Origin of the sequence: Ktedonobacter robiniae, assembly GCF_016587375.1 — a bacterium.
GTDB classification, from domain to species: domain Bacteria; phylum Chloroflexota; class Ktedonobacteria; order Ktedonobacterales; family Ktedonobacteraceae; genus Ktedonobacter; species Ktedonobacter robiniae.
In genome coordinates, this window is record NZ_BNJG01000002.1 from 1,023,619 (window position 1) to 1,049,873 (window position 26,255).

21 protein-coding genes and 1 pseudogene are annotated in these 26,255 nt (G+C 52.8%); 7 read left to right on the forward strand and 15 right to left on the reverse strand.

From position 1 onward, the window contains the following. Positions 1-183: 183 nt before the first annotated feature. Positions 184-1,419 carry an IS110 family RNA-guided transposase gene (locus JMJ04_RS25015; protein WP_201373142.1) on the forward strand — a complete coding sequence of 412 codons (1,236 nt, stop codon included), beginning with the start codon at positions 184-186 and terminating at the stop codon, positions 1,417-1,419. A gap of 103 nt (positions 1,420-1,522) precedes the next feature. On the opposite strand, the gene JMJ04_RS25020 is transcribed toward JMJ04_RS25015, so the two are convergent. The 7 genes from JMJ04_RS25020 to JMJ04_RS25050 all read right to left on the reverse strand — a co-directional run bounded on the left by JMJ04_RS25020 (position 1,523) and on the right by JMJ04_RS25050 (position 11,399). Beyond that, a complete protein-coding gene (locus JMJ04_RS25020; protein ID WP_201373143.1) occupies positions 1,523-1,768 on the reverse strand; it encodes a hypothetical protein in 246 nt (81 codons plus the stop codon). A 34-nt stretch (positions 1,769-1,802) separates the two neighbouring features. Then, positions 1,803-2,339 carry a pyridoxamine 5'-phosphate oxidase family protein gene (locus JMJ04_RS25025; protein ID WP_201373144.1) on the reverse strand — a complete coding sequence of 179 codons (537 nt, stop codon included), beginning with the start codon at positions 2,337-2,339 and terminating at the stop codon, positions 1,803-1,805. A 347-nt stretch (positions 2,340-2,686) separates the two neighbouring features. Then, the gene (locus JMJ04_RS25030; RefSeq protein WP_201373145.1) at positions 2,687-4,543 is read right to left on the reverse strand and encodes a hypothetical protein; all 1,857 of its coding nucleotides are present in this window, start codon (positions 4,541-4,543) and stop codon (positions 2,687-2,689) included. Further along, positions 4,528-5,367 carry an ABC transporter ATP-binding protein gene (locus tag JMJ04_RS25035; protein WP_201373146.1) on the reverse strand — a complete coding sequence of 280 codons (840 nt, stop codon included), beginning with the start codon at positions 5,365-5,367 and terminating at the stop codon, positions 4,528-4,530. The genes JMJ04_RS25030 and JMJ04_RS25035 overlap by 16 nt, the downstream gene beginning before the upstream one ends. A gap of 255 nt (positions 5,368-5,622) precedes the next feature. Then, on the reverse strand, positions 5,623-5,841 hold the full coding sequence (locus JMJ04_RS25040) for a hypothetical protein (protein WP_201374484.1): 219 nt from the start codon (positions 5,839-5,841) through the stop codon (positions 5,623-5,625). A 113-nt stretch (positions 5,842-5,954) separates the two neighbouring features. Further along, entirely contained in the window at positions 5,955-9,113 is a 3,159-nt protein-coding gene (locus JMJ04_RS25045; RefSeq protein WP_201373147.1) for a winged helix-turn-helix domain-containing protein, read from the reverse strand. Positions 9,114-9,410: 297 nt separating this feature from the next. Continuing rightward, positions 9,411-11,399: a cellulose binding domain-containing protein gene (locus JMJ04_RS25050; RefSeq protein ID WP_201373148.1), complete on the reverse strand. Its 1,989-nt coding sequence runs from the start codon at positions 11,397-11,399 to the stop codon at positions 9,411-9,413. A 391-nt stretch (positions 11,400-11,790) separates the two neighbouring features. Between JMJ04_RS25050 and JMJ04_RS25055 the strand changes: the two genes are divergently transcribed. Beyond that, entirely contained in the window at positions 11,791-12,555 is a 765-nt protein-coding gene (locus tag JMJ04_RS25055; RefSeq protein ID WP_201373149.1) for a creatininase family protein, read from the forward strand. A 195-nt stretch (positions 12,556-12,750) separates the two neighbouring features. On the opposite strand, the gene JMJ04_RS25060 is transcribed toward JMJ04_RS25055, so the two are convergent. Both JMJ04_RS25060 and pip read right to left on the reverse strand, forming a co-directional pair. After that, positions 12,751-13,191: a TIGR03667 family PPOX class F420-dependent oxidoreductase gene (locus tag JMJ04_RS25060; RefSeq protein ID WP_201373150.1), complete on the reverse strand. Its 441-nt coding sequence runs from the start codon at positions 13,189-13,191 to the stop codon at positions 12,751-12,753. Positions 13,192-13,445: 254 nt separating this feature from the next. Then, positions 13,446-14,570, reverse strand: a complete 1,125-nt coding sequence (pip, locus tag JMJ04_RS25065) for a prolyl aminopeptidase (RefSeq protein WP_201373151.1) — start codon at positions 14,568-14,570, stop codon at positions 13,446-13,448. Positions 14,571-15,488: 918 nt separating this feature from the next. On the opposite strand from pip, the gene JMJ04_RS25070 reads away from it, so the two are divergent. Then, the gene (locus JMJ04_RS25070; RefSeq protein ID WP_201373152.1) at positions 15,489-16,790 is read left to right on the forward strand and encodes an MFS transporter; all 1,302 of its coding nucleotides are present in this window, start codon (positions 15,489-15,491) and stop codon (positions 16,788-16,790) included. A 982-nt stretch (positions 16,791-17,772) separates the two neighbouring features. Here the strand turns inward: JMJ04_RS25070 and JMJ04_RS25080 are convergent. Together JMJ04_RS25080 and JMJ04_RS25085 are read right to left on the reverse strand one after the other, a co-directional pair. Beyond that, entirely contained in the window at positions 17,773-18,456 is a 684-nt protein-coding gene (locus JMJ04_RS25080; RefSeq protein ID WP_201373154.1) for an FAD-dependent monooxygenase family protein, read from the reverse strand. Positions 18,457-18,514: 58 nt separating this feature from the next. Next, the gene (locus JMJ04_RS25085; RefSeq protein ID WP_201373155.1) at positions 18,515-18,709 is read right to left on the reverse strand and encodes an FAD-dependent oxidoreductase; all 195 of its coding nucleotides are present in this window, start codon (positions 18,707-18,709) and stop codon (positions 18,515-18,517) included. Positions 18,710-18,878: 169 nt separating this feature from the next. On the opposite strand from JMJ04_RS25085, the pseudogene JMJ04_RS48860 reads away from it, so the two are divergent. The 4 genes and pseudogenes from JMJ04_RS48860 to JMJ04_RS25100 all read left to right on the forward strand — a co-directional run. Then, positions 18,879-19,013, forward strand: a pseudogene (locus JMJ04_RS48860) (TetR/AcrR family transcriptional regulator); the annotation flags it as partial. A 144-nt stretch (positions 19,014-19,157) separates the two neighbouring features. Beyond that, a complete protein-coding gene (locus JMJ04_RS46855) occupies positions 19,158-19,457 on the forward strand; it encodes a TetR-like C-terminal domain-containing protein (RefSeq protein WP_236038383.1) in 300 nt (99 codons plus the stop codon). Positions 19,458-19,772: 315 nt separating this feature from the next. Next, a complete protein-coding gene (locus JMJ04_RS25095; RefSeq protein ID WP_201373157.1) occupies positions 19,773-20,735 on the forward strand; it encodes a C39 family peptidase in 963 nt (320 codons plus the stop codon). A 28-nt stretch (positions 20,736-20,763) separates the two neighbouring features. Then, positions 20,764-21,126 (forward strand): hypothetical protein, encoded by a 363-nt coding sequence (locus JMJ04_RS25100; protein ID WP_201373158.1) that lies wholly within the window; start codon positions 20,764-20,766, stop codon positions 21,124-21,126. Positions 21,127-21,495: 369 nt separating this feature from the next. Here JMJ04_RS25100 and JMJ04_RS25105 read toward each other — a convergent pair whose 3' ends face one another. From JMJ04_RS25105 to JMJ04_RS25120, 4 genes are all read right to left on the reverse strand, one after another. Next, positions 21,496-22,611 (reverse strand): ABC transporter ATP-binding protein, encoded by a 1,116-nt coding sequence (locus JMJ04_RS25105; RefSeq protein WP_201373159.1) that lies wholly within the window; start codon positions 22,609-22,611, stop codon positions 21,496-21,498. Positions 22,612-22,661: 50 nt separating this feature from the next. Continuing rightward, positions 22,662-23,525, reverse strand: coding sequence for an ABC transporter permease (locus JMJ04_RS25110; RefSeq protein WP_201373160.1), 864 nt, complete (start codon positions 23,523-23,525; stop codon positions 22,662-22,664). Positions 23,526-23,535: 10 nt separating this feature from the next. After that, complete coding sequence (locus tag JMJ04_RS25115; protein ID WP_236038385.1) at positions 23,536-24,468, reverse strand: ABC transporter permease; 933 nt, start codon at positions 24,466-24,468, stop codon at positions 23,536-23,538. 99 nt (positions 24,469-24,567) lie between these two features. Next, positions 24,568-25,731: an extracellular solute-binding protein gene (locus tag JMJ04_RS25120; RefSeq protein ID WP_201373162.1), complete on the reverse strand. Its 1,164-nt coding sequence runs from the start codon at positions 25,729-25,731 to the stop codon at positions 24,568-24,570. Positions 25,732-26,255: the final 524 nt, after the last annotated feature.

Here is a 26,255-nt window from a genome sequence, read left to right on the forward strand (position 1 = left end):
AGAGGTCGGCTCACAGTGGTGTGCATCAACCCGTCTACGAAGCTGATCCGGGTGCGTCCAGCAGAGCTGATTGTCGCCAGATTGAAAGAACTGAGCACGCGTAGGAAATTTGTGTCTTACTTCGCACCTCTCGTTGGTCTCAGCGAAGATGAAGAACGCCTATTGAGAGAGGTAGGAGTTGGTATGCAAGTCGTCCATGAGCGCTGTTGTGGCTTAGATGTGCATAAAAAGACGGTCGTGGCCTGTATTTTGATCACCCTGGCCAATGGAGAAGTTCAGCGTCATATTCGGACCTTCTCTACCATGACGGCTGGTTTGTTGGCGCTTTCTGATTGGTTGGAGAGCCTGGCCGTCACAGTGATCGCCATGGAATCGACCGGAATTTACTGGAGACCGGTGTTTAACTTGTTGGAAGAGGGTCGCAGCGTCATCCTGGTCAATGCTCAGCATATGAAAGCCATTCCAGGTCGCAAGACCGATATTAAAGATAGCGAATGGCTCGCCGATTTGTTGCGCCATGGGCTGCTCAAAGCTAGTTTCATTCCTCCGGCCCCTATTCGTGAACTGCGCGATCTCACCAGATACCGCAAGAATTTGGTTCAGGAGCGTGCGCGAGAGGTCAATCGTGTGCAAAAAGTGTTGGAAACCGCCAATATCAAGCTCTCCTCGGTAGCAACCGATGTGTTGGGCAAAAGTGGGCGGGATATGCTCTCTGCATTGATTGAAGGGACCACTGATGCCGAAATCCTCGCCGAGCTAGCGCGTGGGAAATTGCGCAAGCAGCTTCCTCAATTACAGCAGGCTTTAGATGGTCGTGTCCAGGCCCATCATCGACTCTTACTCAAACATATTCTGGCTCATATCATCTTTCTGGAAGAGACCTTGGAGCAGCTGCAACAGGAGATTGAGCAACACCTCTGCCCTTTTGAGGAGACCATGACCTTGCTCATGAGCATTCCCGGCATTGCCGCCCTTGCTGCTGCGGCTATTCTGGCAGAAATTGGCGATGATATGACGCGGTTCCCTTCCGCCAAGCATCTCGCGTCGTGGGCTGGGGTGTGCCCAGGCAACAAGCAAAGTGGGGGCAAACGGCTCAGCGGCAAGACGACCCAAGGCAATGCCACGTTACGGGCCATTCTGGCAGAAGTGGTCTGGGTGATCTCACACATGAAAGATAACTATCTTTCCGCCCAGTACCACCGCTTGGCGCGTCGTCTGGGGAAGAAGAAGGCGGTCGTGGCGGTTTCCCACAGCCTTCTGGTGATCATCTATCACGTGCTCTCTACCAAGCAACCTTACCGCGATCTGGGGGCAGACTATTTCGAGCAACGAGATAGCACGCGGCTGACCCAACGTTCTGTCCGGCAACTTGAGGCTCTCGGCTACACAGTGACGCTCGTTCCCAAGGAGGTTGCTTAGCGAGTCGGGTGAGGATTCTGATTTTCATAGGAAGTGAGCGGTTTTTGCCCTCAAAGGTTGACATTTGCCCAGAAGGTTGAGCAGTTCAGCCATTGATAGCGGATCAGGCCGCGCCACAAGCCAACATGTGTGGAACGTTTTTGTAAATTCGAGCAGCAGGAGCGTCCTCTAATTCGGCCTGCTCCCGCTCCGGGGGCGGCACGCTGCCCTGACTAAAGGGGGAATCAGGGCAAGTGAAAACCACCAGTGACCAGGCCGAGGCCTCGACGATCACCCCGGCCAGGCTAAGCAGCAGCAAGTCACCCCGGCCAGCTCTGGCAACTTGGGGGACACCACCCCACCCCGCCAACTCCCCCGCGTGCGTGGCTACGCGACGCGAGCAGTTAGAACTGGTGGCGGGTTTGGCTGCGACCTATGGCGAATGCGAAGACCTTGGTGGGTTTGACGGAGAACACGAGGTTCGAATCTGTGAGAACTCTTTGTTCGTCTTCATCGTAGAGGTAAAAATAACCGTTGCGTACCTGGTATGGCCAGTCTCCATCCCACTTGGTCGCCCACACCGAGGCTAAGCGTTCGAGCGCGTCCTGGTCGGTGATCCGCACGGCGTCGCCCTCAACCACCACGGTGAGTCCTTCTTTTTTGTGGAACGAGTCGATCTGGTTGCAGCCGGTCGTCAGAACGACGTGCGGATTTCCACGCAGGTTGGCAGTCTTCTGTGCGGTGTCGGTAGCGGTAAAGTAAAGAGCCTCGTCGTGCCACACGGCCACGAGCGGCGTGACGTGAGGGCGACCGTCGGCCCGCACTGTTGAGAGCCAAAAGAGCTCGGCTGTTTCCAGCACCCGATGCGTCTCCTCCCATGGCGTGACCCCTCCGCGTGGGGCGCTGTGTTGGGTGTCGAGTGGTGTGATGGGTTCGTTCATCTAAGAGCTCCTTTCAATAGTTCTGTTTCTCTCGCAGGAAGCGAGAAGATATCAATCCATTCTCTTTGCGCGAAGGAAAACCGGAAAGGCCAAAAACGACGCACGCAAAGTATTGAACGTCTGATGCTCCAGGTTGAGCATGTCCTTCCTGCAAATCACATGCAGATGGTGACGAAAGACGTGGTCGAGACAGCGCAGCAGAATCTGATCATCGGACCAGGTTGAGTAGCGCTCTTCCGATGAGGTGTCACAAAACCGTTCGTTTGATGAGAAAAGGTGGGTCAATGGTTGCTTTCAATCTTGACCCGCCCTTTCTCAAAGCTCGGAAACCTCTCCAGCAGAGAGCTTTATGAATTTGAGGGCTGCGCTCTCTTGTTCTGAATAATGATGAACAGTCCAGTACAGAAGAGAAGGAGGCCAACTGCTATCATGATGATAATGATGGGCCACTGATACGGCTCCGGCAGATACAGCGCGAGAAACCAGGAAAGCACCCTCGTACCACTCAGTTTCATCACCATCGGCACTATCCCTTGAGGGATGAGCGGAATCCAACACGCTGATAAGCAAAGAAGAACTACTTGCCGTTTTGCGGGAGAAAGACCAGAGAGCAAGCCATTCGCGCCTCGGCGCCTGGAGGGGCTACTCGATCCCGAACGCATCAGATGCAGCAGTTCAGATCCCCGAGCTTCAAGTCGTCGGTAAGCAATACGACCAAGCAACCAGGAGAAAAGAGCACCAGTAGCAATGCCCACACCAACGCCCGCCCATTGGAGAAGGGCATTGTTCTGTGTCATACCAACCAGCACTACGGAGGCCGCAGGTATGGCTGTTATGGGAACCAGTACAAGCATAAGGACGGCCTGCCCCATATCGCTACTTGCCTGCAATAGATCCTTTTTTCGCAGATGAGGCTCGGTTCTGGGAACAAGATAGAAGACTGAGGTCAACAGAAGAAGTCCTGCTGCTCCACCCAGCAATGCTGGAAGCAGCGCCAGCACCCAGGGCCAGGCCCAACTTTGCCCACTCACAGCAGTGCAAACAATGGTGAGGACCATTGCTGTCGGGGCAACGACCAGCACCCATGCTGCTTGTCTGCCACGCACATCATAACGCTCTGCATGGGAAACCACCAGGGTGAGCCAGAGCGCGCTCCCATCTGTCCCGTAGAAGTTGGTGATCATGGCAGCCATGACGATGAAGATTGCACTCACGAAAGGGAGGAAGACTGTGAGGCCTAGCGCCAGAGGGAGGAAGCAGAAGAGAAGGGCATAGAAGAGTGCAAAATAGAAGTAATACATGCGCATCGGATCACGCAACCAGCTCACAAGCTCTTTGCCAAGCACTGCGCCTACGGGGGTGGTCGAGAGCAGATGATGTTGGAATACTGCTCCCATCCTCCACTTCGACGGATGAGCTGCTTTTATCGTTGTCGTGCGCCGCACAAGCAATGCGCTCCATATCATCAGTAAGAGACCAATGAGTGTCACCTGACAAAAGATTATAGCAGTAGAGAGCAACCAATTCGACCTACTGGCTGCATCTATCGCAACAAGCCCCCAACCAGAGGGGAGTGCACGTACTGCCCCAGAAAGCAATGGTGGGAACCCCAGGGTGAGCGCCTGGCTAATGGTTGGAACCAGTGCCCATCCTGAACCCAAAAGAGCCATGATCGTGGCACTGATGAGAGCGCCAAGAGCGGCACCGATCTGCGAACTCATCGCCTGGTTAAATACTTCGGTTGTCAAGCGAGAGAGCAGAATAATGAGAACCAGTTGGAGGAAAGCGGCTGGTATGGCGACGATAAGAGGTCCAATGCCTCCTCTGGCACCATAGACAATGAGACTGGTGAAGGCGACCAGTGTGACGAGTGCTCCAGGTCCTACAAAAGCTGTACCCAGCAACCCCAGAGCTAAGCGACGTGGGGAGATAGGGAGCAACGCGAAGTGCTCTAGGCGCAGGGTTTGATCCCCACCTCCGAAGAAAATCGGCCCCATGATCCATCCAAGCAGCCAGAGGGAGAATGTCGCTGCAAGCACATCTATTGAGAGGCTTTCGAGGCTGAAAGAACGCGTAGCAAGCCAGATGGTCCCTACTGCAACTAGCAGACCGAGGGAGATACCACTGACCAGATTGCTCGCTCGTTGTGAACTCATGGAGTGTCGTAACACTGACCATTTCATGCGAATCAGAATGCCAACCATGATAACTCCTCATCACCTTCGTGACGCGTACCAACTAACTGGATGAAACGATCTTCCAGAGTCATCCCACCACGTACCTGTTCCAGGGAACCAGAGGCAATCACGCGCCCTGAAGCGATCACCGCAACCTGATCACAGAGCTGCTCAACCAGGGCCATCACATGGCTGGAGAAGATGACAGAACCACCAGATGCCACGAACCGTCTCAGAAGTGACTTAATAGTAGATGCCGAGAGAGGATCTACCGTTTCTAACGGCTCGTCGAGGATGAGCAATCTCGGGTTATGCAGCAGGGCTGTAGCCAAGCCAATCTTCTTGCGCATCCCGGTCGAGTAGTCGATCACCAATGTATGTTCAGTGTTAGTCAGTTCGAGAACCGAGAGGAGTTCTTCAGCACGCTGAGCAACCGTACTCGCCGACAGTCCTCGCAGTAAACCGAAGTAGGTGAGGATTTCCCGTCCCGTCAAGCGTTCGGGCATGGAAAGTCCATCAGGCAATACCCCAATCAGTTTTTTTGCCTGTGTTGGCTCTTTCCAGATATCGATGCCGAAGATCCTGGCCGTCCCTGTATCTGGTCGTAACAAGCCAACGGCCATTGACAATGCAGTCGTCTTACCAGCGCCATTGGGGCCGACAAGTCCGAAGAACGAGCCAGCAGGCACGCTTAAATCAAGAGAATCCACTGCAATTGTCTCGTCGAATGTTTTAGAGAGTGCAGTGAGTTGAAGTGCCGGAATAGGTTCCTTATTGGATAGAGGGGGTTGCGGAAAGGCATGTTCAACAGGAGTATGGTTGTTATTTGGTTGCAGAAAATGTCGATTCATTCTTCTATCTTTCTTACTTGGTTCAAAATCAAGAGGTGTTTCCAGTTCCTCGCATGAGAAAGCCGGATAAAGCTCTTACGAGGGGTTGTGTGATTTGACAATCTCTTTGTCCTGATGAGAAGACCTTTCAGAGCTTACCGTATGTTTCGCCCGCTGTGATCTAGTGACCCCAATACCCATGCTCTTTCTGCTGCTCTTACCCGCTACTTTGTGGCTGGTGGACAGCTTACGTAGCGCTGCTTCCAATGAGCAAATTTACTGCTCCTGGTCCAGGGCTTGCTCATTCGTCTCAAGGGAAAGCAGAACGAGCCCAAGACTTTGAATTTTCAAGAGAACCCGGTAGAGCGCGGCTTGATCGACCAGTGATCCGCGCAGCACCGTTTTGCCGGATGCCTCGTGAAGAATATCGAGTCCCTCAAACCATTCTTGCCAGGACGTGTCCAGATGTCCTTCGACAGAGATAAAGCATCGCACCTGCAACGCCTTCCTCCTTTCGTTCAGGATGGTTGAAGTATAAAGCCCCATCGGGTGAGTTGTGATCGCCCGATGGGGTGGTTGTGAGCGGGTGAGGGGAGGAGGAGGAGAGATTAGAGCAAGGAGAAGCGCCGTGCCGCCTCGCTGGCTTCGACACGACTGTGAACGTCTAGCTTGCGGTAGAGGCTTTGGACGTGGGTTTTTACGGTATTGAGCGAAAGCATCAGGGTGTTTGCTATCTCTGGATTGGAGCGCCCGGCGGCCAGCAGACGGAGAACCCGCTGCTCCTGCTCGCTGAGCGGGTCCAGGAGGAGTACATTCTCCCCGCGAGGCTGCGCCTCCCGGGTTGGCTGAGCACCTGATTCCTGGGCAAATGCACGCAGAAGGATCCGCGCGTAGGAGATCAGCGCCGCCTCGCGCAGTTCCGGCAACAGCGTTTTCAATAACGCCTCCATGGCCGGACCTTCGTCCAGAAAGACGCGTTGATCGTTTTCAGGTTGAGCCAGCTTGAGTGTTTGTATGAGAACGGATCTGGCCATCCTGTGTTCTTGACGGACAGCGTGAGCCAGGGCCTCCAGAATCTGGATTTTGAGAACGCTTCGCTTGCGCCCCTGCGCCTGGGCCTTCTCTTTCCAGGGAGTCAACTCTCTCAATGCGGCTTCCCCTCTCCTTTGTGCAATGGAGAAGCGCGCGAGGATGAGCGCTTCTTCCTGCTGGTGCAAGAGCGAGAACGCTTTCTCCTGTTCGGACGCCTGGAAATCCAATGTCTGTCCCTTTTCCTGCGCCCATTGCTCAACCGCGGCGAGATATCCCTGTGCCAGATGAAACCGTGCCAACAAGACACGTATCGAACACAAAGACCAGGGAAAGCGGGCATGCCTCTCCCATTTCAAGAGCAATTCCTGAGCCTGGGAGGTTTCTCCACAAGCATGGAGGAGGCGAGCCTGGATGAGCCCCCCCGAAGCATGAACGTGGATTTCGTCCTCCGGTTTTGCTCTCAACGCCAGTGCTTGCAGCAGATAACGTTGAGCGTCTGCGAGTTCATTGTGTTCATACGCGAGCCGAGCAAGACAATGGTAGGCCCAAGAGACGAAGAACGGCTCGGTGCCCCCTGTTTCCAGGAGAAATTGCTGCTGGCCAAGACTTTGATCTTCATCGATGTGGCCCAGTGCTTGATGGAAGTAGTGCGAGGCCCTGCGCAGCTCGCCTTTTTCCAGGCACACCTCACCCAGGAAGAGAGCTGCCCCGAAGGCGCCGGAATAATCGCCGAGGTTTTTTACCTGCTCGTACCCCTTGAGAAGATGCTGCCAGGCCGCCTGCACCTCACCCGCGAGTAAGGCTTCATAACCCCTGGTCAAAAGATAATTAGAATACATGAGACTACGCTCGGTAAGGAGTGGTTGAGCCTGGTGGGTCAGCGCAAACAGATGCATCAGGTCTTCTTGAAAAAAGGCCAGGACCGCGTGAAGTTGCAGCGCATCCCCTCGCCGTTCCCACTGTTCTCTGGCTTCAAAACCCTGCTCTGCCCACTGCACCAATGACTCGATACGTGTCCATGAGATGGACGAACGTCGATCCGTGATAAACATCAGCGTGAGCGCATACTGAAAACAGAGATCTGGTTGGGCTTGCAGCACCTCCTCCGGCATACGTCTCAGCCAGGAGTGTAAGAGTCGATACTCGTTCCGAAAGCTGTTGGGAGCCGCAAAACGCTCGATCAACTTCGCCGCGCGGGCAAACACTTCGCCCGTCAGCGCGGCTTCAATCGCTTCAGGCAGCATCTGCTGCTGCTCATACCAGCGACTAGCTTTGCGGTGAAGTTCACGCACTGCGGCGGTTCCCAGGCGCAGGCGGGCTTCGTGTTGCATGGCCTGCGCCCACAACGCATGATAGCGATACCACTGCTGACTGTCATCCAAAGGTTGGAGGAAGAGATTGGCCCGCTCCACCTGTTCCAACAAGCGATCACTATCATCTCTCCCTGTGATACTGGCGCAGAGCGAGGCACTGAACCGGTGGAGCACGCTGGTCTGCAGCAAGAAATCCTGGAGCGCTTCCGGCAGATTCGCCAGCACTTCTTCGCGCAGGTAATCGAGCAAGAAGCGCTGATTGCCACGCAGTGTTTGCACATAAGCGGACGGGTCGGCGTGTTTCTGCAGCACAAGGGCCGCCAGTTGCAGGCTGGCAATCCACCCTTCGGTGCGAGCTTGTAGCAGTTCAACATCTGTCTCCGAGAGGGTAAGCCCCATGCGTTGGGTGAGAAAATCCTGCGTTTCTTCCTGCGTAAAGCGTAGCTCGGCATTGCGAAGTTCTCCCAGGCGCCCGCGCACCCGCAGGCGAGCCAGGGAAAGCTCTGGATCGACGCGACTGGCCAGCAGCAGATGCACATGTGGAGGCTGATGCTCCAACCAGAAGGCCAGGGAGGCGTGAATCGCCGGTTCGTGAATGACGTGATAGTCATCCAAAATCAGCAAGATGGGCGAGGTCTCTGCTTGCCGGTCAGCCAGTTCATTGAGCAAGGCTGTCAAGACAGTCACAAGGGGAGCCAGCGAAGGGGCAGACGCCTGTAGCAGGGTGAGCGCGCGTTCCCCGATCCCAGGCCAGCATCGGCGCAGAGCCTCAATCAGCGAGGTCCAGAAGCGCGTCGGATCATTGTCCATCTCTTCCAGAGGGAACCAGGCCACCGATTGAGGATGCCTGTGTGCCCAGCTCGCAAGCAAGGTGGTCTTGCCCCATCCAGCGGAAGCGGAGAGGAGGGTGAGCGGGCGAGAGAGGGCGGTATCCAACGCCGCGAGCAACCGTTCTCGTACGACCAGCGTGGCAGGCAAATGTGGAGGGGAGAGCCTGGTCATCACAATCGTCGTTCTCAGCTCACCGGGTTCGCTGCCTTGCTGTGTCGTGGTGGAAGTGGCCTCTCCGCCCATACGAGCAGTCTGCAATTCGCCAGATGGCAACTCCCGAAAGGCCCGAGCTACCTCTTCTAGACGGGTAAGCGTCACAGTGACACTTCGTCCGAGATAGCGCTTGTGGGTCTGGCCAGCGGCTGTATGGTAGGCATACCAGTAGCCTGCGCCTCGTGCTCGCTGCTCTTTATAGACGTTAAGATGCCCGTGTTGTCCCTGGAAAGAGAATGAAGTATGGGTTGTTAACCAGGCAAGCCACGGCCCCTCGGTTCCCGGCTCAATCCACATCGGTCGGTGGTCAGAGATATGGAGATTGTAGGCGTTGCTCTCAGGGGACCAGGTGAGAGTCGCTGCAGGTGATTTTGGCATACGTTTTTGTTCCACAAAGAGGTTCTTCCCAACATCCCAACAAGGATGAGTATATCATAGAAGAGAAACAGCAGACAAGACGAACTTTTCTATCACATCCTGCTTGAGAAGCCACTCGGCAATGATGACGCTCTGCTTCCCGATGATTTTCCATGGTTTAGAACTCGAAATCTAATTATGAAAAACATAGCTCTTGAGGGTTGTGGTGCTGGATACCTGCGGTATCCAGCACCACAACCCTTACCCCATGTGAACCACCTCAGGTGCCAGAGGTGAGATGGAAGAAATCCCCTCCACTCAGGAAGTACTACACGGCGCTCCGTTGAGGGTAAACGAGGTCGGAGCCTGGTTGCTACCACTCCACGAGCCATTGAAGCCCGGAGGGGAGCTCAGCGTAGTACCTGGAGCAATCGAGCCATTATACGAGAGGTTGGTGATCGTCACATTACTGCCCTGCTGCGAGAAGGTGCCGTTCCATCCCTGGGTGACCGTCTGCCCATTAGGGAAGGTGAATTTCAGCGTCCAGCCGTTAATTGCTGTGCTCCCGGTATTGGTGATCGCGATACTCGCCCCAAAGCCGCCAGGCCACTGATTGGTTACTGTGTACACCACCTTGCACGTACCGGATGGCGGTGGAGTTGGGGTGGGTGTATTCGTCGGTGTATTCGTTGGGGTAGGAGTGGGCGTTGTAGGCGTAGGTGTAGGTGTCCCTCCAGTGCCCGGTTGTAAAACCACGGTTGTGAGCGAGTAAGGCGCTATGCTCACGCTTGAGGATGATCCCTGCGTCGAGGTGATAGCACTGCTATTCTCGCCATAGGTGTAGAGCGTCGCGTTCGCGCCCGCGCTGTAGCCGTTAAGCGAGAGCGAAACGTTATAGGTCGTGTTGGGATCCTTGTTGATCAGTAGCACGGCGAGATTCCCATTGGCCTGTTTGACCGCGTGGACAGCCACCAGGCTCTGATTGGACGAGGACGAGACCTGCGTATCCCCCGGGCTGAACACGTGACCGAGCATCTCCAGGCCGTAATATGGCGGGAATGGTGTGTCCGCCGGTGGCTCGCTGACGCCTCCCGATGAACTGCCATTAGACAACACACCCATATCGCCATAATTGGCCGTACCGTACAGGCTGGAACTATTGTCCCCACTGGTCGAGATGCCATTATGCTCAGCCCACCAGTCGACATTGAAGACACCGTTTTCTAGCCAGGTCATATACGCATCGGCCAGGAATAAGCCATTGACCAGGCTGACCGTTTGCTTACCAGGAGCATAGCCACCGCCATTGGAGTTCATTTCGGTCACGGCGATGCCAGTCTGGCTTGCCCTCGAACCCAGATATTGCGTATAGAGGGAGCGCAGCGTGGCGACCTTCCCGGCGATTTCGGCAGGGCTACCCAGTAGCCCGGCGTCGGTGTAGTTGCCACCCGAGGCGTAATCCGTGTACCAGTGGATAACCCCAAAGTCCATGTAGGGACCGGCAATGGAGAGCACGGTATGGTTCCAATCCATCGTATCGCCATCGGTCGTATCGACACTACCATTGGGCCAATCGCCAGGGGTAGTCAGCACCACGCCGACCTTGATCGTCGGGTCCACGGCTTTCATGGCCTGGATCATCTGCACGGCATTCTGAGCGTAGGCGGTGGCGCCTTTCTTAGAGTGGGTATCGTATTCCCAGTTGGCGGTATAGCTGCCATTACCGTACAGCTCATTGCCAATCTCCCAATACTTGATGCCATAGGTATGGCCGGTGCTACTGCCTCCCGTGTAGGTCGGCACCGGACCGCTATAGCCAGAACCGCCTTTGTTCGCGTACTGCACCCAGCCAGCGGCCTCTTGCGGCGTGCCCGAGCCATAGTTGACTGTAATGATCGGCTGCGCGCCGATGTTCTGGACGACGCCCATGAAGGCATCAAAGGTATTGCTGGGGTTGGCATAGCTCTGACCTGACACCGTCGTATTCGACTGCCAATGATAGACATCTGAGGTCGAGCCTCCAGGATAGCGCACGACGTTGACATGCGCGTTTCCAAGCGCGGTGACCGCCGCGCTATCAAGCATATTCCCATTCCAGACGGCGGTATTGATCCCTTCGCTTGTGTTGGGAAGAGTACCAAGAGGTTGGCCAGCGTTAATCGTGACCTGGGCACTGGTCGCGGCAGCCGCGTGACTCAACGGGCTTACAACCAGGATGGACAGCATCAATATGCAGCACATCCCCGCGCCGATCATCCATTTTACCCTCCCATAGGGCAAACTCAAACTACCCGACATCCTTGTCATAACGAACTCTCTTTCTCTTCATAAATAATCGAGCGTAAGCAACGGTAAGAGCCTGAAAGAGCCGATTCTGTCTGTATTGTAACGAATCCTTATCTAGCATCCAATAGCATCTACTAGACATATTGTAGACAGATAGAAGCGTCCAAATGAAGTGGGCGACGTCGCCTGTGGTGGCGGCGACAGTTCTTCGTCCCGATATTGCGCGGCGTAGGTCTGTCTGGTGATCCTGTTCCTGGCGATCCTGGGCAGCCTGAACGTCTTCGATATCGTGCAGACACTGACTGGTGGCGGCCCCTACTTTGATCATAGGTTAGAAGGGGTGATACCATATCCATAATGATTAGAGATATTCTCTCTTCAGAAGCAATGAGAAATCTGAGAGGAAGAAAATATGCCCCCAATAGAAGAAAAGAGCAAGCGCTTCGGTGATTTGACCTACCAGGAGATTGGCAAATGTGCTCAACAGGGCTGGTTAGCGATCATTCCTACTGGTTGTACCGAGCAGCAAGGCCCTCACCTTCCGGTCGACTTTGATACCTGGTTTGCTGAAACGCTCATGGTTGCAGCCGCTGAAAAAGCGGCGCAAGACGCTGCAGTCCAGGCTGTCGTGTTACCGGCGATGCCCTTTGGGCCAACGCCGGAACATCGCAACTTTGGTAGCGGATTTATTGATGTCCCCGTCAGCTTGCATGATGCATTGATCGAAGCGACCTTGACCTCGTTGGTAACACAGGGGTTTAAGAGAATGGTCATCTGGCGAGGCTGTGGCGGTCATGCTCTAAACGGGGTCGTTGAGCGCTTCAATCAGATGTACCAGGGCAAGGCGCAAGCATTCTTACCACCTCATCCCTTTCATGAGATCTGGTGCCGATTAGCTGACCCCATGATTCCTGTCGGGCACGCGGATAGCTTTACCACATCTATTTCGCTCTATCTCCGACCGGAAACAGTTCGACAAGAGTGGATCACCAATCCCCATTCCACAGAGGTTGACTGGAATGATCCAAACCTGGATTTTGCTCGCTATTCCTCTACCGGTGTGATCGGCGATCCGACGTACGCGAGTGCTGAGTTGGGAAAGAGATTATGGGAAGCCGTTGTCGAAGAAGCCGCTCAGATGCTGCAAGAAGCTGTATCTCGCGGAAGCGACAGGTAAAATGGATGGAATAGTCACGGTAAGAGTGCATGGCACTACAGTTGCACTTTTAACTGAGCCATATTTAACCTTCAGCAACCATGAAAAAAGCTTCATGAACTTCTTGGTAACGTGCGTAAATATGGAGCCTCCAGTTCAACAGAATCATTCTCCATGAGATAAACGGCTGAAGGACGTTGAAATAAAACACTCACACTATGAAGATGAGCCTCGCACCTTGATGGGAGAGATGCGCAACGCCACCGAATACTCCGCTGCAAACTGTTCCGGCGAGCCAAACTTGCTGGTCATCCAGTGACGATATTTTGCCAGATAGAGCGGATGCAGATCGGCAGGAGGTTCAGCGGTGCTGATCTGGGCGTGCCCGGTAAACACAATGATCCCAGAGCCAGTCTGGTCGCCATTAAAATGCAGAGCCACCTGGGAATTCCGGCGCACAAAATCCAGGCGTCTGGCATGAGTCAGATTATAGACCAAAAAATTGGATGCCGTCTCATCCCACCAGAACCAGGTGGGTGCGGGCTGAGGCATCCCGCGCGTATCTACTGTGGTCAGCCATATGAGATACTCTTCATGCACGCGACGCCGTACATTTTTCCCAAAAATTGTGCTCTCATCTGGAAGTTGAAAGGTCATTCTCCAAAGTCCTTCCTTGTTTCTTGCTCTTCTGCACGGTGGCGCAAGAGCGAACGTCTCGTTGGGACCAATTCCAACGCCTCTTCTCGCGAAGTTCCCCACATCTGCAGGGCGGGAACAATTGAGGTGATCCACTCCTGACTTTGTGTCAAAGTGGAATGAGAGCTTCTAGAAGCTGCCTCATCCGCGAACGAAGCAAACCAGACGACTTACGCTCCTCCACGTACTCACGAAAAGTGGCGATGGGATATCCTCTAATAGGATTGCGTGGCATCCGCTCCGGTTACTTTCGTCCCCGGCAATTTACTGTGATCCATTTTGGGAAGGTTATCCATGATATTGGTCAATACCATGGCATTTTCCAACTCCAAAGCACTGTGTCCCGCCGTAGTTCTTACATAACTCGCTGGTTCCGTCCCTACATTCCTGAGCGCATCCACCAGAATATCCGCCTGGTACATAGGGCATACCTGATCAAAACGGCCGTGTACAATATGTATAGGAATATCTTTAATTCTTTCCACATTCTTAATCAAATAATGATTTTCCATGAACATATTATTCGTAAAATAATGATTTTCAATCTGGGCAAAACTAGTGGCAAATTCATCACTGCCGTATTTACCAACATTTTTAGTATTAGGAACTATATTGCTTATTACCTCTTCCCACTTCGACCACGCCACCAGCGCTTTCCTTTTTGTTTCCTGCTGCTCGGGAGTCCTCGGAACCATATCAAAAATTTCTTTATAGGCCTTTATCATATCCTTGCGTCTGTTCTGGGGAATAATTTCAACATACTCTTTCCACTCTTCAGGGTAGAATAGATAAGAGCCGGGCACTGTCACGTTATAGGGGCCTTTATGATACGTTTCCGCATTGCCCTGATACATGTAATCCAGATCCTGCTTGGTAGCCTGCCAGATACCCCGCAAAATCAGAGTTTGCACGGTTTCCGGGTATTTGATTGCATAAGCTTGGGCCAAAATACTTCCCCAACTGCCGCCAAATACATGCATTTTGCTTTTAATCTCCAGATGGTTACGCAGCTTGGCAATATCGTCCACCAGATACGACGTTTCATTATTCGCCAGCCCCGCCTGTGCGCCATCCTTTGCTACGTTAGGCACACTTTTGCCACACCCGCGCTGATCAAAGAGAATGATACGGTAACGTTCGGGATCAAAAAAACGGGAGAAATTGGGGGTACACGTGCCGCCCGGCCCTCCATGAAGAAACATAACGGGTTCCCCGTCAGGATTGCCATATTCCTCGTAATAAATCTTATGCGGAGATTTCAGGGGAGGGTTATCGTCTACCTGTAACCAACCGTTCTTTCTGTAAGGCTGCTGGGGATATTTCCAATCCTCATCGGTCATTTTGCTCGTCTGCTGTATCGTTCTCTGTGGCATATATATCCTTTTCTATTAATCATTGGCATTCTTATGTGCGGGCAAATCCGCATAAACTACTCAACTTACTCTCCCGGCACTCTTTATTATACGACTCGCGAATCCTCCTCTTCATCCTCTCGCCTGTAGATTGGTCTCGATGTGGTGGTGATCTGGCCATTGACGATAGGCGTTCTTGTCTCGGTATAGGCACACTCGTAGGATTGATAGCTCTCAGTGTGCTTTGCCTGGTTTCTGCTTCCTTCTGGAAACCTCTAAAGGAGTTCTCATCGGTTGTGCTGCAAAAAAGAAAACTCCTCAGCGAAACAGGATGTGCGTCATATTTTTGCACAATATACTCCATAGGCACCCGATTTATCGCGTGCAAGGCTATTTATTGCAAGAATACAGCATGAAGGGCATCTTTCCAGAACACTCTAACTCCCTCGGGCAAGCCACACCACGCTCTCACATTGGTCGCAACTCTGTACTCCTGCGATAAATCGCCTTGCGCGCCGTAAACGGAGCGCCTATGCGATTGGAAGCACTCTTGCAAAATATTGACGGGCGCCCAGCGAAACAAGATTTCTTGACAGAAAGGGGCTATAGAAGCTACACTATATTCATAAAACTGAATAAACGTAAGCGTTTAACGTCAACCAACGCACATCGGTACGGCCTGCGATAACATAGAGGGCTGTAGGATGTGGAGGTTGGCGCTTTTTTGTTCTTCCACTATCCTAACACCTCTTATGTCTTAAAGTATTTCTTCAAGACTTCTCGCCACTATGTGGCTCGCAGGGTAGGGCTGGTGTGGAGTGGAAATGCCTTCGGCATTTCCACTCCACACCAGCCCTACCCCAAGTAGGTTATCGCGGGAGACAATTTCTAGATCAAGGAAAACACATGGAACCTATCGCTGATGAAACGGCATTATCAGAGGATCAAGCCAGAGATATTTCACCTCCAGTAGAGACACCAAATACTTCCACCAGTGCCTTACAGTTCCTCGACTTTCGCCTGCTTTTTACTGGCGTGGGCCTGGCGGGTTTTGGGCAACAGATGCTAGCGGTCGCCATTGGCTGGGAATTATATATCCAGACGAAGTCCGCGCTTGTGCTTGGAGGAGTCGGACTGGCCCAGGTGATCCCACTTATTCTCCTCTTCCTGCCCGCTGGCTATATCGCCGACCGCGTCAATCGCAAGTATATTGTGCTTGTGGCACAGTTCGTTAACGTGCTGGCCGCTCTAAGCCTGGCGCTTCTCTCCTATCTGCATGGTCCCCTGGTGCTAATCTATTGCTGCCTGGCGGCGATAGGTGGCGCGCAGAGCTTCAGCCAGCCAGCCAACTCGGCGCTGGTCTCCCAGGTCATTCCAGAGACGGCTTATGAGAACGCCATGACGTGGCGCAGCAGCATCGGCCAGCTCTCAGCTGTGATCGGACCTGCGGTGGGCGGCTTTCTGATCGGCTTCTTTCAGGGCGCGACTCCCGTCTATCTCCTGAGCAGCGGCTTCTTCTTGACCTTTGCCATCTTGCTAATCTTTATCCATGTTCAGCCACAAAAGAGAACCCTGGGCGAGGGGCGCAAGCTCAGCTCACTCGTGAGTGGTGTGCGCTTTCTTGGACAGACCAAGGTCATGCTAGCGGCGATTACGCTCGACCTCTTCGCGGTCCTGTTTGGCGGGTCCGTCGCGCTCCTACCTATCTACGCGACGGGCATCCTGCATGTCGGACCTGTAGGACTGGGATGGCTCCAGGCAGCAGACTCTATTGGGGGCATCGCGATGGCGCTCTTCCTGGCACGCCGTCCTCCCTTCAAGAGGGCTGGCCCGGTGCTGTTGCTGGGGGTAGCCGGCTTTGGCCTGGCAACGATCGTCTTTGGCCTCTCGCACTGGTTCTGGCTCTCATTCCTGGCACTGTTCTTCATTGGCGCCTTTGATAATATCAGCGTCGTGATCCGCTCGACCCTCGCGCTGGTGCGCACTCCGGACGAGATGCGCGGCAGGGTGAGCGCGGTCAACTCGCTCTTCATTGGCACCTCCAACCAGCTAGGAGGCTTTGAATCGGGACTCACGGCCCAACTGCTGGGTCCCGTGGCCGCGGTCGTGGCCGGTGGCATTGGCACCCTGTTAGTCGTGCTCATCGTCGCGGGCGCCTTTCCCGACATCCGCCGCCTGACCACGCTACGCGAGACGCCGCAGGAGTAGCGCCACTGGCGTACGCGGCTACTTTGGAGAGTAGCCGCGTACGCCAGTGGCGCCCCCTCGCTATGGAATTACACACAAACATGGGCTGGACCTGCTCAACAAAGCAGAACTACAGCTGCGGGATGTTTATGTTCATTTATATAAGATGAAATCCACAGATGCGGTGAAGGATATGTTATTTTTCCGCACAGAGGCGTACGGGGTTTTAACGAAAGTCTTCCAAGCCCTTGCTCTGCTAAACCAAACATATTTCACCAAGGGCTGGGAGAAAAATATGGACCAAATACTTCAGCTACCGTTAAAACCAGTTCGGTTGGAATTACTCATAAACGCAATCATGTACGCGCAGTCACCAGCCGATATTCAAGCAGCCTGTGAACGATTAACCAAGGATACACTGGAGTGCCTCCTCTTAAAGAAACCAGATTTCTCAGATGGGCCCTCCTATCCCAAGAGAATGGAGGGTTTTTACGAGGAGATGAAGGGTGTATTCGATAAGATTATTACTTTCGTTTAGGGTTTTCAGATTTGGTAGGCCTCTTGAATAATCAAAATTTAGTGTCACTTCGTGAAGCTGTGGAACGTCTTGACTCTCTTCTCCAAAGTCACCTAATGGGCCAAGGAGTCGGAATTAAGCGCTTTCAAAATATTAAGCAATTTGAAGAATTTCTTAAAGATAGTTCAGCTATTGGAAAAAGATAGTGGAAGATCTTGCTGCGTGGTGGCTCTTTTGTAGCATATCGTGGCACCGCGTTGATCTTCCGCCGTTTTGTGGCCTTTTCCCTCACATTCCCTTGATTTCTCTGCCAGGGCATGCTACGCAGTACCAACATATGCTTCACAGGGTTGTTCTATCGTTACACTCGTGGGACTCACTGCCAGCAACTTCGTATCGCACGTTTGGGTTCTTTCGTATTGCTGGGTTGTGGTTTCGCCATGCTTCCCTCCTCTGGAGAGGGTGCCAGATGGCTCTGCTTCCACTCTACGAAACCGAGAGAAGCCAACTCCCCTCATTCAAAGCTGGAAACCCCTCAAAGGTGGGTACGATCTCATCAAAGATCTGCTCAAATGGTCGACCATATTTACGGGAAAGGGTATCCAGGAATTGTGTGAGTTGTCTCCCCTCATCAGAGGAAGAATTGGCCTCAAGAAGGGTGGCAATCATCGACGGATTGACAATTTCACGCGGAGATACCATTAAGCCATTCATCAGCGTATATTTCATGTGCAGGCCCATGCTTTGCGGATTTTGCGGATCTTGAGCTATCTGCCAACTGGCGTGCTTGAGGTACAGATCAAAGTATTTCTGAGCCAATGTCATCCCCTCCAACGACAAAGAGCCAGCATACTCGACACCAGGCCAGCGTCGATCCGCAATAGCACTGAGCCACCAGGCAGGTTCAGTTGCATCCTGCATGCGCTGGAAGAAACGACGTTCAAAGTCGGGTTGAGGCCACTCGCGTTGCTCACGCAAACAGGTTTCTAGCATTTCTGCTTCCATAGCCGACATGCTCATGCCTTGACCATAGATAGGATCAACATTGCAGAATGCATCACCCATAACCAGCAGACCTGAAGGCCAGCGTTCCATTTGCCCATAGTGCTGACGAAGGCATTCCAGGATCCGATAGCCTCTCGGCTGTGTGACTGGCTCCGCCTCCTGCAAGGCATCTGCAATTTCCTGAGAAAGTAACTGATGCAGGCCCTGATCGAAACCCTCTTGGTCAGTCGGAGGGAGGAGTGCCTGGACGATTCTCAGGCTCCTCAGGAAGCGTATCTCTTTCTACCACGCAAACCTGGTCGTAATACTCTGCAAGGATACGTGCGGTGAACAGTCCGGCTATACCAGCCCCAAGCACAAGCGCCTGCGTTCCGCTTCCATGGGTCTGTGGGATATCGCTCTTTTCATTAAGTGGCATTGCCATTATATTCCTTATCTTCTTCTAAACTGAGAACGGTTGCGTTTTCAAATGGCTACAGGTGTATAATTACACATATACCTGTTTCTATTTACTATAGACGGAAAGCAAACGAGTATCAAGATACAAAATGAGACCAATGGTAGCCTAACTAACATAGAAGGAGAAAATGTTGCCAAACACATCCCAACCGCCAGAAGATTTGCGGGTCAGACGAACCTATAAGCTCTTATGGGAAGCGCTACTCACTCTCTTAGAGCAGCGTCCATTCGAATCGATCAGCGTCACAGAGATCTGTGAGAAAGCAATGGTGCATCGAGTCACGTTCTATAAACACTTCGAGGATAAGTATGACCTGTTAGAGTATGGCATCCAAACCACCCAAATGCAGCTACTTGAAGAATTTCATCAGGTAGAAGCCTCTCAAACAAAGAGAAGGCACATACGAATGCTTGAACAGATCGCAATGCACCAGCGTTTCTACTCTCTGATGATGGTAGAAAAAGAAACCCATTCACTGACAAACTTGATGCGCCAGCAGTTAACCAGAGACATAGAAAACGATCTCAAACGGACTCAGGAAAAAGGAATCCAACTGCCTATGCCACCAGAGGTCATGGCACAATTTTACGGGGGAGCGATCGTAACGCTTGGTGGCTGGTGGCTTGAGAATGGTATGTCTATCTCCATAGAGGAACTTGCTCACTATCTGGATCTTCTGCTTACTGGACTAGAACTCTTGTCATAGGCAGGAACGCGTCCAGGCGCGAGGACAAAACCTTTCGTGAAAGACAGGCTAAAAAGCGTGAAATGGAGCAGATAGGGGACGCAATAGCCGGGCCATTCTCCAATTTGGGAGGTATAGTGGTTAACATTCTTGGTTTTCCCCTGGGGCATATGGCCGTTTTTGGGGAGAAACTGGTGTATGTCCGGCATTATCGCATATACTTATTGATAGATAACGATACATACTGGAGAAATGCTAAGCGCGGCGTCATCTCCGGCGAGAGCAAACGCCGGGGCGTGCGGCGCCAGATATATAGGGATATTTAGAGGGATATTTATGTCGGCAGCTACGATGACGTCTTTTCTGGCCATCTTGATGTTGCTTATCACCGCCGTTGTGGGGGTAAGCGCCTGGCGAGAGCACAGGCATAACAGGCAAGTGCTTGCCACGCAGAATCGCCTCCCGGCCCATCCACTCGACCGACATGTGACCGCTATTTTGCACCTCAACGAGGGCCAGATCGTCTCTATCGAGAGTCCAACGGCCTCTCTGCCGTCAGTCGTGACGCGCTCTCCCTGGTCGACGCATAGGCGCTCGCTGGTCTCCGTAGGTGTGCTCGTGCTCTTTGGCTTAACCCTCTTTCTCCAGGTAGGCCTGGCGGGTGGGACGCTGGCGAAGTTTTCGCAGGGTACCCTGGATGGACAGTACAGCAATAGCATAAGCTATTCGCCCTCTGGCCATGTCCTGGAGCAGCCCGCGAAGACCAACCCGGGCAATCCAGGTACTAACGATCCGGTATTTCTCGACGCGAGCGCGCGCCTGGTGCGCCTCGACTCCGCTGATTCCAGCCAGTACTCCACGCTCTATGAGCGCCAGACGTGGGTCTATTCCTCCTGCTCGGGCTTCGCTATGGTGATGGTCATGGATGCCTATGGACGCCACCTGATCGCCTCCGATGTGTTGCAAGAGGAGCTTAACCTGGGCGTCTGGAGCGTCGATCAGGGCCTCTTGCGCGAAGAGGGCATCTCCATGACGGCCAACTACTTCGGCTTCAACACCAGCTGGGGGCACACCATGACGCTCCAGCAGGTTATTGATACCGCCAACAGTGGCAAGCCTGTGATTGTGAGCGTGCGCCATCCAACATACTACCCCTATGGGCATATCTTCGTGGTGCGCGGTGGCGATGCGCAGAACGTCTATATCGCCGATTCCGCCCCCACCAACTTCCACAGCATGTCACGCGCCATGTTCCTCGGCATGTGGCAGACCTTCAGCGCGGTCCTGACCCCACGCTAGGTAGAGCAATTGCAAAGTTGTAGGGTCCATGCTGGCATGGACTCTTCGGCCCGCAGGCCGCTACATCCCCGAATGGGGAATACCCTGCCGCTGGAGAGATCGCTTCGAAGGAATGACCATTCGCGCCTTCGATCAGGAGACGCAACAATGGTCGATTGTCTGGCTCGATAATCGCAATTCACCGGATTTCAGGCCGCTATTGGGACATTTCGAGCAGGGCGTGGGGCTTTTTTATCAGGTCATCGAATCTCCGCTCGATGGGAAGCCAGTACATAGTCGCTTTATCTGGGACCAGATCACCGAGGAGAGTGCTCGCTGGCAGCAAGCCTTCTCCTTTGATGGTGGTCAGACCTGGGATACGAACTGGATTATGGACCACCAGCGACAGTAATCTAGAAACGAGTTATTTTGCATGCGAGCACTTCGCGGATGCCATCGCGCGCAAGGTGAAGGCCCGAATTAGTGGTAGGGACCCGATTTATCGCGTCCAAACGCCATTTATGGCCTGTCGGCGCAGCCGTGCTTTTACGATTGAGCAAGCGCATGGTGACGTGAAAGGTCTTTTTCAGCATCTTTCGGGCTGCGCTCACAGGCGATGAATCGCCTTCGGACGCGGTAAACCGGGCCCCTACCGGTCTTGAAAGCCTCTGGATACCTTTCCACGCTCAGAACTTGTCCAGACAAAATTTGCCAGCGGAATCAGCATATCGCGCCATTATATGTAGACGAATACTTCAGCAGCATCGTCCTCCCACGAAACCTAAACGGCCTCTGCGGCCGCGAGATGCACTAACTCTGCATCCTTGGCATCGAGGGCTAAGACTTTGCAGGCCTGGAGAGGGAAGACAAGACGCACCTGGCTGCCTGGTGTATAGCTTGCAGCCTGGCGCGTGGGAATATCAACCAGGAGCGTTGTGGTTTCATCGATGCTTACATGCAGGCGCGTAAACGGCCCTAGAAAGGTACGAAGGCCAATTCTTCCCGCCAGAACGTTCAGGCCAGCTTGAGTGTCCACATCAACCTGGATAGCAATATCTTCAGGGCGAACCATGATCAATACGCTCTCGCCATCGCGGAATTGAGAGAGGGAAGAGACCTTCAAGGTCCGTGTGCCAACCTGGCATAGACCCTTGGCCGCCGACTCGATGATCCCGTTGAACTGGTTACTGTTGCCGACAAAGGTTGCGGCAAAGGCTGTCTGTGGCTGATTATAGATGTTTTCGGGAGCATCCAATTGTTCAATTTTGCCTTTTGCCATCACCGCAATGCGGTCGGAGAGCGAGAGGGCTTCTTCCTGGTCATGGGTAACATAAATGGCCGTTATCTTCAGCTCTTGCTGGATACGACGAATCTCATTACGCAGCGAGATTCTAACCTTGGCGTCAAGTGCCGAGAGCGGCTCATCAAGCAACAAGACTTTCGGCTCGACGGCCAGGGCGCGCGCGAGTGCGATACGTTGTTGCTGCCCACCCGAGAGTTGATGCGGATAACGGTGTCCCATCTCGGCCAACCCAACGAGCTCAAGTAATTCGGTCGTGCGTTTCTTGATAACATCCTTCGGCTGACGTTTAATAGTCATGCCAAAACCGATATTATCCTGAGCGCTCATATGCGGGAAGAGAGCATAGGATTGAAAGACCATTCCCATCAGACATTTATTGGCCGGGCGGTTGGTGATATCTTCGCCATCAAGCAAGATGCTACCAGTTGTAGGCGTTTCAAAGCCCGCGATCATACGCAGGAGCGTGGTTTTACCACAACCACTCGGCCCAAGCAGGGTCAAGAACTCACCCTGCTTAATCGACAGGTCGATGTTATCGACAGCAGCGGTATGTCCAAAATGCTTGGATATATCTAGTAGTTCGAGAAAAGCCATATCTTATTCCTTATCTGCAAATCCATAAACCCAAAAGACACAATCCTCGTTTATCTCCCCCCGCCAATTTCAACGGTCTGTCCTTTGCCTTGAGCCCTGCTGCGCACCAGTACAAGGATGCCGAGGACACAGAGCAGCGTGATGAGAAAGCTCATAATGGTGAGTAAGGCAGCCTGGTGAGCGTTACCCTGTCCAATCTGATTCAGATACACAGGGAAGGTATAGATACCTGAGAGCACGGCGATAGTGAACTCACCCATAGCGGTCGAAAAGGTCAGCAGGGCGGCGCTGATAACACCCGGCCAGATATTTGGCAAGATGATAGTGAGAAAGGTGCGCCACCAGCCACATCCCAGGTTTGAGGCCGCTTCAGAGAGAACCCGTGTATTGAGCGCGCGCAGACTGTTATCGATAGGACGATAGATAAAGGGGAGAGCAATCACCACGTAGGCGAAGATCAATAGCTGTGGCGTATTAGCGATAGTGAATGGCTCATTACTCAGCAAGGGAACCAGCCCAAGTGAAAGCACATCAATCCAGGTATGGGAATCGCCAAAAACTTCCAGGTAGCCCAGCGAAAGAACGATTGGAGGCACCGCAAAAGGCAGGAGGGAGAGAAACTCCAGCAGGGGACGGGCCTGGGGTAGGCGGAGCTGCATCCAGTAAACAGTAGGCGTAATCAATATAACCGCGATAAGCGTCGATGCAATGGCTAATCCCAGCGAAAGGAGCAGCGTTTTCGCAAAATCGCTATCACTGAACACCTGCGTCAGGACACCGAGGTTGAAACGCGAACCATCGTTAAGGCCAAAAACCAGGGTCGCTCCAAGCGGAATAATAAGGTAGAGCATCACTAGAAACAGGATAATTTTATCCAATGCCAGGGAGAAACGTTTCGCCTGTTGTTGTTTCATATCACTTCCCCTACCTTCCCTGCCAGTTGCTGGCGCGACGCAACATAAACACATAGAGAGAGACAGAGATCACAAGGACAAGAATCATCCCTACGGCCAGGGCATTTCCCAGGCCGACATCGACACTCACATTGCCTGCAACCGCGAAGCTAATCAGGATCGTAACCAGGTTAATATTGCCTTGCGCCAGTGCATAAGCCGTGGCAAAGGCGCCAAAGGCGTTAGCGAAGAGCAACATCAGTGCCGCGATAAGCGATGGGAGGAGGATTGGGAATGCCACCTTACGCCAGTAGGTAAAAGTCGATGCGCCCAGATTAGTCGCCGCCTCGCGCCACACATTCCGTAAAGCGCTTAACGCGGGAACAGTGATCAGCAACATAAGCGGCAGTTCAAAATAGACGTAGGTGAGAGCCAGGCCCCAGAAGTTATACAGATTGAAGCCCAGATCATAGAGATTGATATGGAACCACGTCTTAAAGAGCGCCGTCACAAAGCCCGTAACCCCCAACGTCGAAACAAAGGCAAAGGCCAGGGGAACGCCTGAGAAGTTAGCGGCCAGGCTGGAGAAGCCTATAAGCAGGTTGCGCAACCAGCTGGTGCGCATGGTATAGACACCATAAGCCGCAATAAAGCCGATAACAACACTAATCAGCGCGGAGACCAGCGAGAGCAAGATGCTTGTCTGGAAGGCACGTAACGTGCTGGGTTGCGTGAGAATTCGCTGATAATTGTCCAGCGTAGCGGCTCCCTGATCATCCGTAAAACTGCTCTGGAGGATGATAAGGGTCGGTAGAATTTCAAACAGTAGGCAAAACACAAGGAACGGGGCCAGGCCTAACCAGCTTACCATCGAATATCCCCAACGTATGCCCGAGCGGCGCTTGACAGAGCGGCTAAGCGTGGCCTGAGTTGTATCTGTGCCTGGAATAACAGGAACGTCCATCACACCACCTTCTACAAGAACATGTGAGGGGCAAGCATACATCCTGCGCCCTCACACGAGTATGAACGCTTCTCAATCGAAGAGAAGCATGAAAAGCAATTATTGTCCAAGCACCTGGGACTGCCAGTTATTGGAGAGCGCGGTCGCGGCAGCATCAAGCTTGCTGAGGTCTGTCACGAACTTGACATTAGCATACTGTTCAGCTGGTGGAAGTTTGGCCGCCAGTTCAGTTGGAACCTTGCCAGCCTTGACCAGGGACTGGTAGCGAGCAGGGTGCGCATAGCCCTTCAGGTAGTTCAACTGGCCCTCGTCTGAGAAGATATACTCCATCCACAGACGCGCTGCGTAGGGATCCGGGGCCGTTTTGTTGATAATGGAGACATAGGGACCTGCAATAGAGCCATCCGAGGGGATAATAACCTTTAGATTGGGCTTGCCCTTGAGTTGATCGCGGAAGCCTAAGCCCAGGTAGTCCCACATGATCGCGATAGCGACCTCGCCCTTTGTGACATTAGCCAGGCTCGAACGAGCAACGGTAAAATTACCTTTTCTCTTGAGCTGAGCGAAGAAATCAATGCCTGGCTGAATGCTATCAAGGCTACCGCTCGTCGCCAACGCGGCGCTGTAGACAGAGATGAAGGCATCGTTGGCTTCACGTGGATCGCCATCGATACCAACCATATTCTTGTAATCACCATTGAGCAGATCCTTGAAAGAGGTCGGCTCATTTTTTACCAGGTCTGTATTAATGATGAAGGCCTGGGCGCCCCAATACTCGGTACACCAGTTGCCCTTAGGATCCTTCAACTCAGCGGGGATATCATCCCATTTGGAATGTTTATATGGAGTCACCAGTCCCTGCTGAACAGCCTGTGGACCGAATTTAAAGCCGACATCGCCGATATCGCCATGGGGGTGAAGCTTTGATTTTTTAAAGACCTCCAGCTCCTGGGCGGATGAGAACTCAGCCTCGGCCTGGTACTGCACCTTTACATACTTCGAGGTATAGGTATCCAGGATGTCTTTATAGTCAGCCCATTCAGGTGGAATACCAATTGCTTCAAGCTTCCCCTCTTTTTTCGCCTTCTCAAGAAGCGTCTCGATAGCGATTGGACCGGCAAGGTCAACGGAGGAGGCAGTGGTGGTGGTGGCGGCGCTACCACATGCCGCTAAAAAGGCGGAGAGAGAGGCGGCGGAGAGGCCTAATGCGCCTGCCTGTTTGAAAAATAAACGGCGAGCATAACGCTCATTCATATCTACCATAATGCATAGCTCCTGGTCTGAAAAATTGTAATGCCTACTTACGCAGCCAGGCGTTCAGTCAGGCGTCCAAGACATTCTGACTTTTGCGCAGTTGCGGGTAAGGCATACAAGACAGCAAACAGAGAGTTATCTAGTAGATACAGATTAACAGGGCAGAGAAACTCGATATCATCGAAGGCAGAGAAAAGATCTTCTTTGATACCTAAAAGACAGTGTAGTGTTGAGCTTAAGAGATTACAATAGCAATCTGCCTATAATTCCCATGCAATGCATAGATACTTTATCCATGTTTAATCCTTTAATATATTGTTCATAATAACATTACCATACACACACCTATTGTTAAAAAGTACTTAACAATAGGTGTGTACATTTTGGCTACAGAGAAAAAAGAGATACAGACATGACAGAGGCAAGCATATATATATATGTTTGGTTCGTTACACGGGTCAAGAAGGGTAAAAGAGTGTGGGAAGCGGCTATTGCGCCACTTTCCACACTCCTTACCCTATTTTTGTAGGGTC

Coding starts and splice junctions, on each gene's coding strand:
- JMJ04_RS25015 (WP_201373142.1), top strand. CDS start 184: ATGCAAGTCGTCCATGAGCGCTGTTGTGGCTTAGATGTGCATAAAAAG.
- JMJ04_RS25025 (WP_201373144.1), bottom strand. CDS start 2,339: ATGAACGAACCCATCACACCACTCGACACCCAACACAGCGCCCCACGC.
- JMJ04_RS25030 (WP_201373145.1), bottom strand. CDS start 4,543: ATGGTTGGCATTCTGATTCGCATGAAATGGTCAGTGTTACGACACTCC.
- JMJ04_RS25035 (WP_201373146.1), bottom strand. CDS start 5,367: ATGAATCGACATTTTCTGCAACCAAATAACAACCATACTCCTGTTGAA.
- JMJ04_RS25045 (WP_201373147.1), bottom strand. CDS start 9,113: ATGCCAAAATCACCTGCAGCGACTCTCACCTGGTCCCCTGAGAGCAAC.
- JMJ04_RS25050 (WP_201373148.1), bottom strand. CDS start 11,399: ATGACAAGGATGTCGGGTAGTTTGAGTTTGCCCTATGGGAGGGTAAAA.
- JMJ04_RS25055 (WP_201373149.1), top strand. CDS start 11,791: ATGCCCCCAATAGAAGAAAAGAGCAAGCGCTTCGGTGATTTGACCTAC.
- JMJ04_RS25060 (WP_201373150.1), bottom strand. CDS start 13,191: ATGACCTTTCAACTTCCAGATGAGAGCACAATTTTTGGGAAAAATGTA.
- pip (WP_201373151.1), bottom strand. CDS start 14,570: ATGACCGATGAGGATTGGAAATATCCCCAGCAGCCTTACAGAAAGAAC.
- JMJ04_RS25070 (WP_201373152.1), top strand. CDS start 15,489: ATGGAACCTATCGCTGATGAAACGGCATTATCAGAGGATCAAGCCAGA.
- JMJ04_RS25085 (WP_201373155.1), bottom strand. CDS start 18,709: ATGCCACTTAATGAAAAGAGCGATATCCCACAGACCCATGGAAGCGGA.
- JMJ04_RS46855 (WP_236038383.1), top strand. CDS start 19,158: ATGCTTGAACAGATCGCAATGCACCAGCGTTTCTACTCTCTGATGATG.
- JMJ04_RS25095 (WP_201373157.1), top strand. CDS start 19,773: ATGTCGGCAGCTACGATGACGTCTTTTCTGGCCATCTTGATGTTGCTT.
- JMJ04_RS25100 (WP_201373158.1), top strand. CDS start 20,764: ATGCTGGCATGGACTCTTCGGCCCGCAGGCCGCTACATCCCCGAATGG.
- JMJ04_RS25105 (WP_201373159.1), bottom strand. CDS start 22,611: ATGGCTTTTCTCGAACTACTAGATATATCCAAGCATTTTGGACATACC.
- JMJ04_RS25110 (WP_201373160.1), bottom strand. CDS start 23,525: ATGAAACAACAACAGGCGAAACGTTTCTCCCTGGCATTGGATAAAATT.
- JMJ04_RS25115 (WP_236038385.1), bottom strand. CDS start 24,468: ATGGACGTTCCTGTTATTCCAGGCACAGATACAACTCAGGCCACGCTT.
- JMJ04_RS25120 (WP_201373162.1), bottom strand. CDS start 25,731: ATGGTAGATATGAATGAGCGTTATGCTCGCCGTTTATTTTTCAAACAG.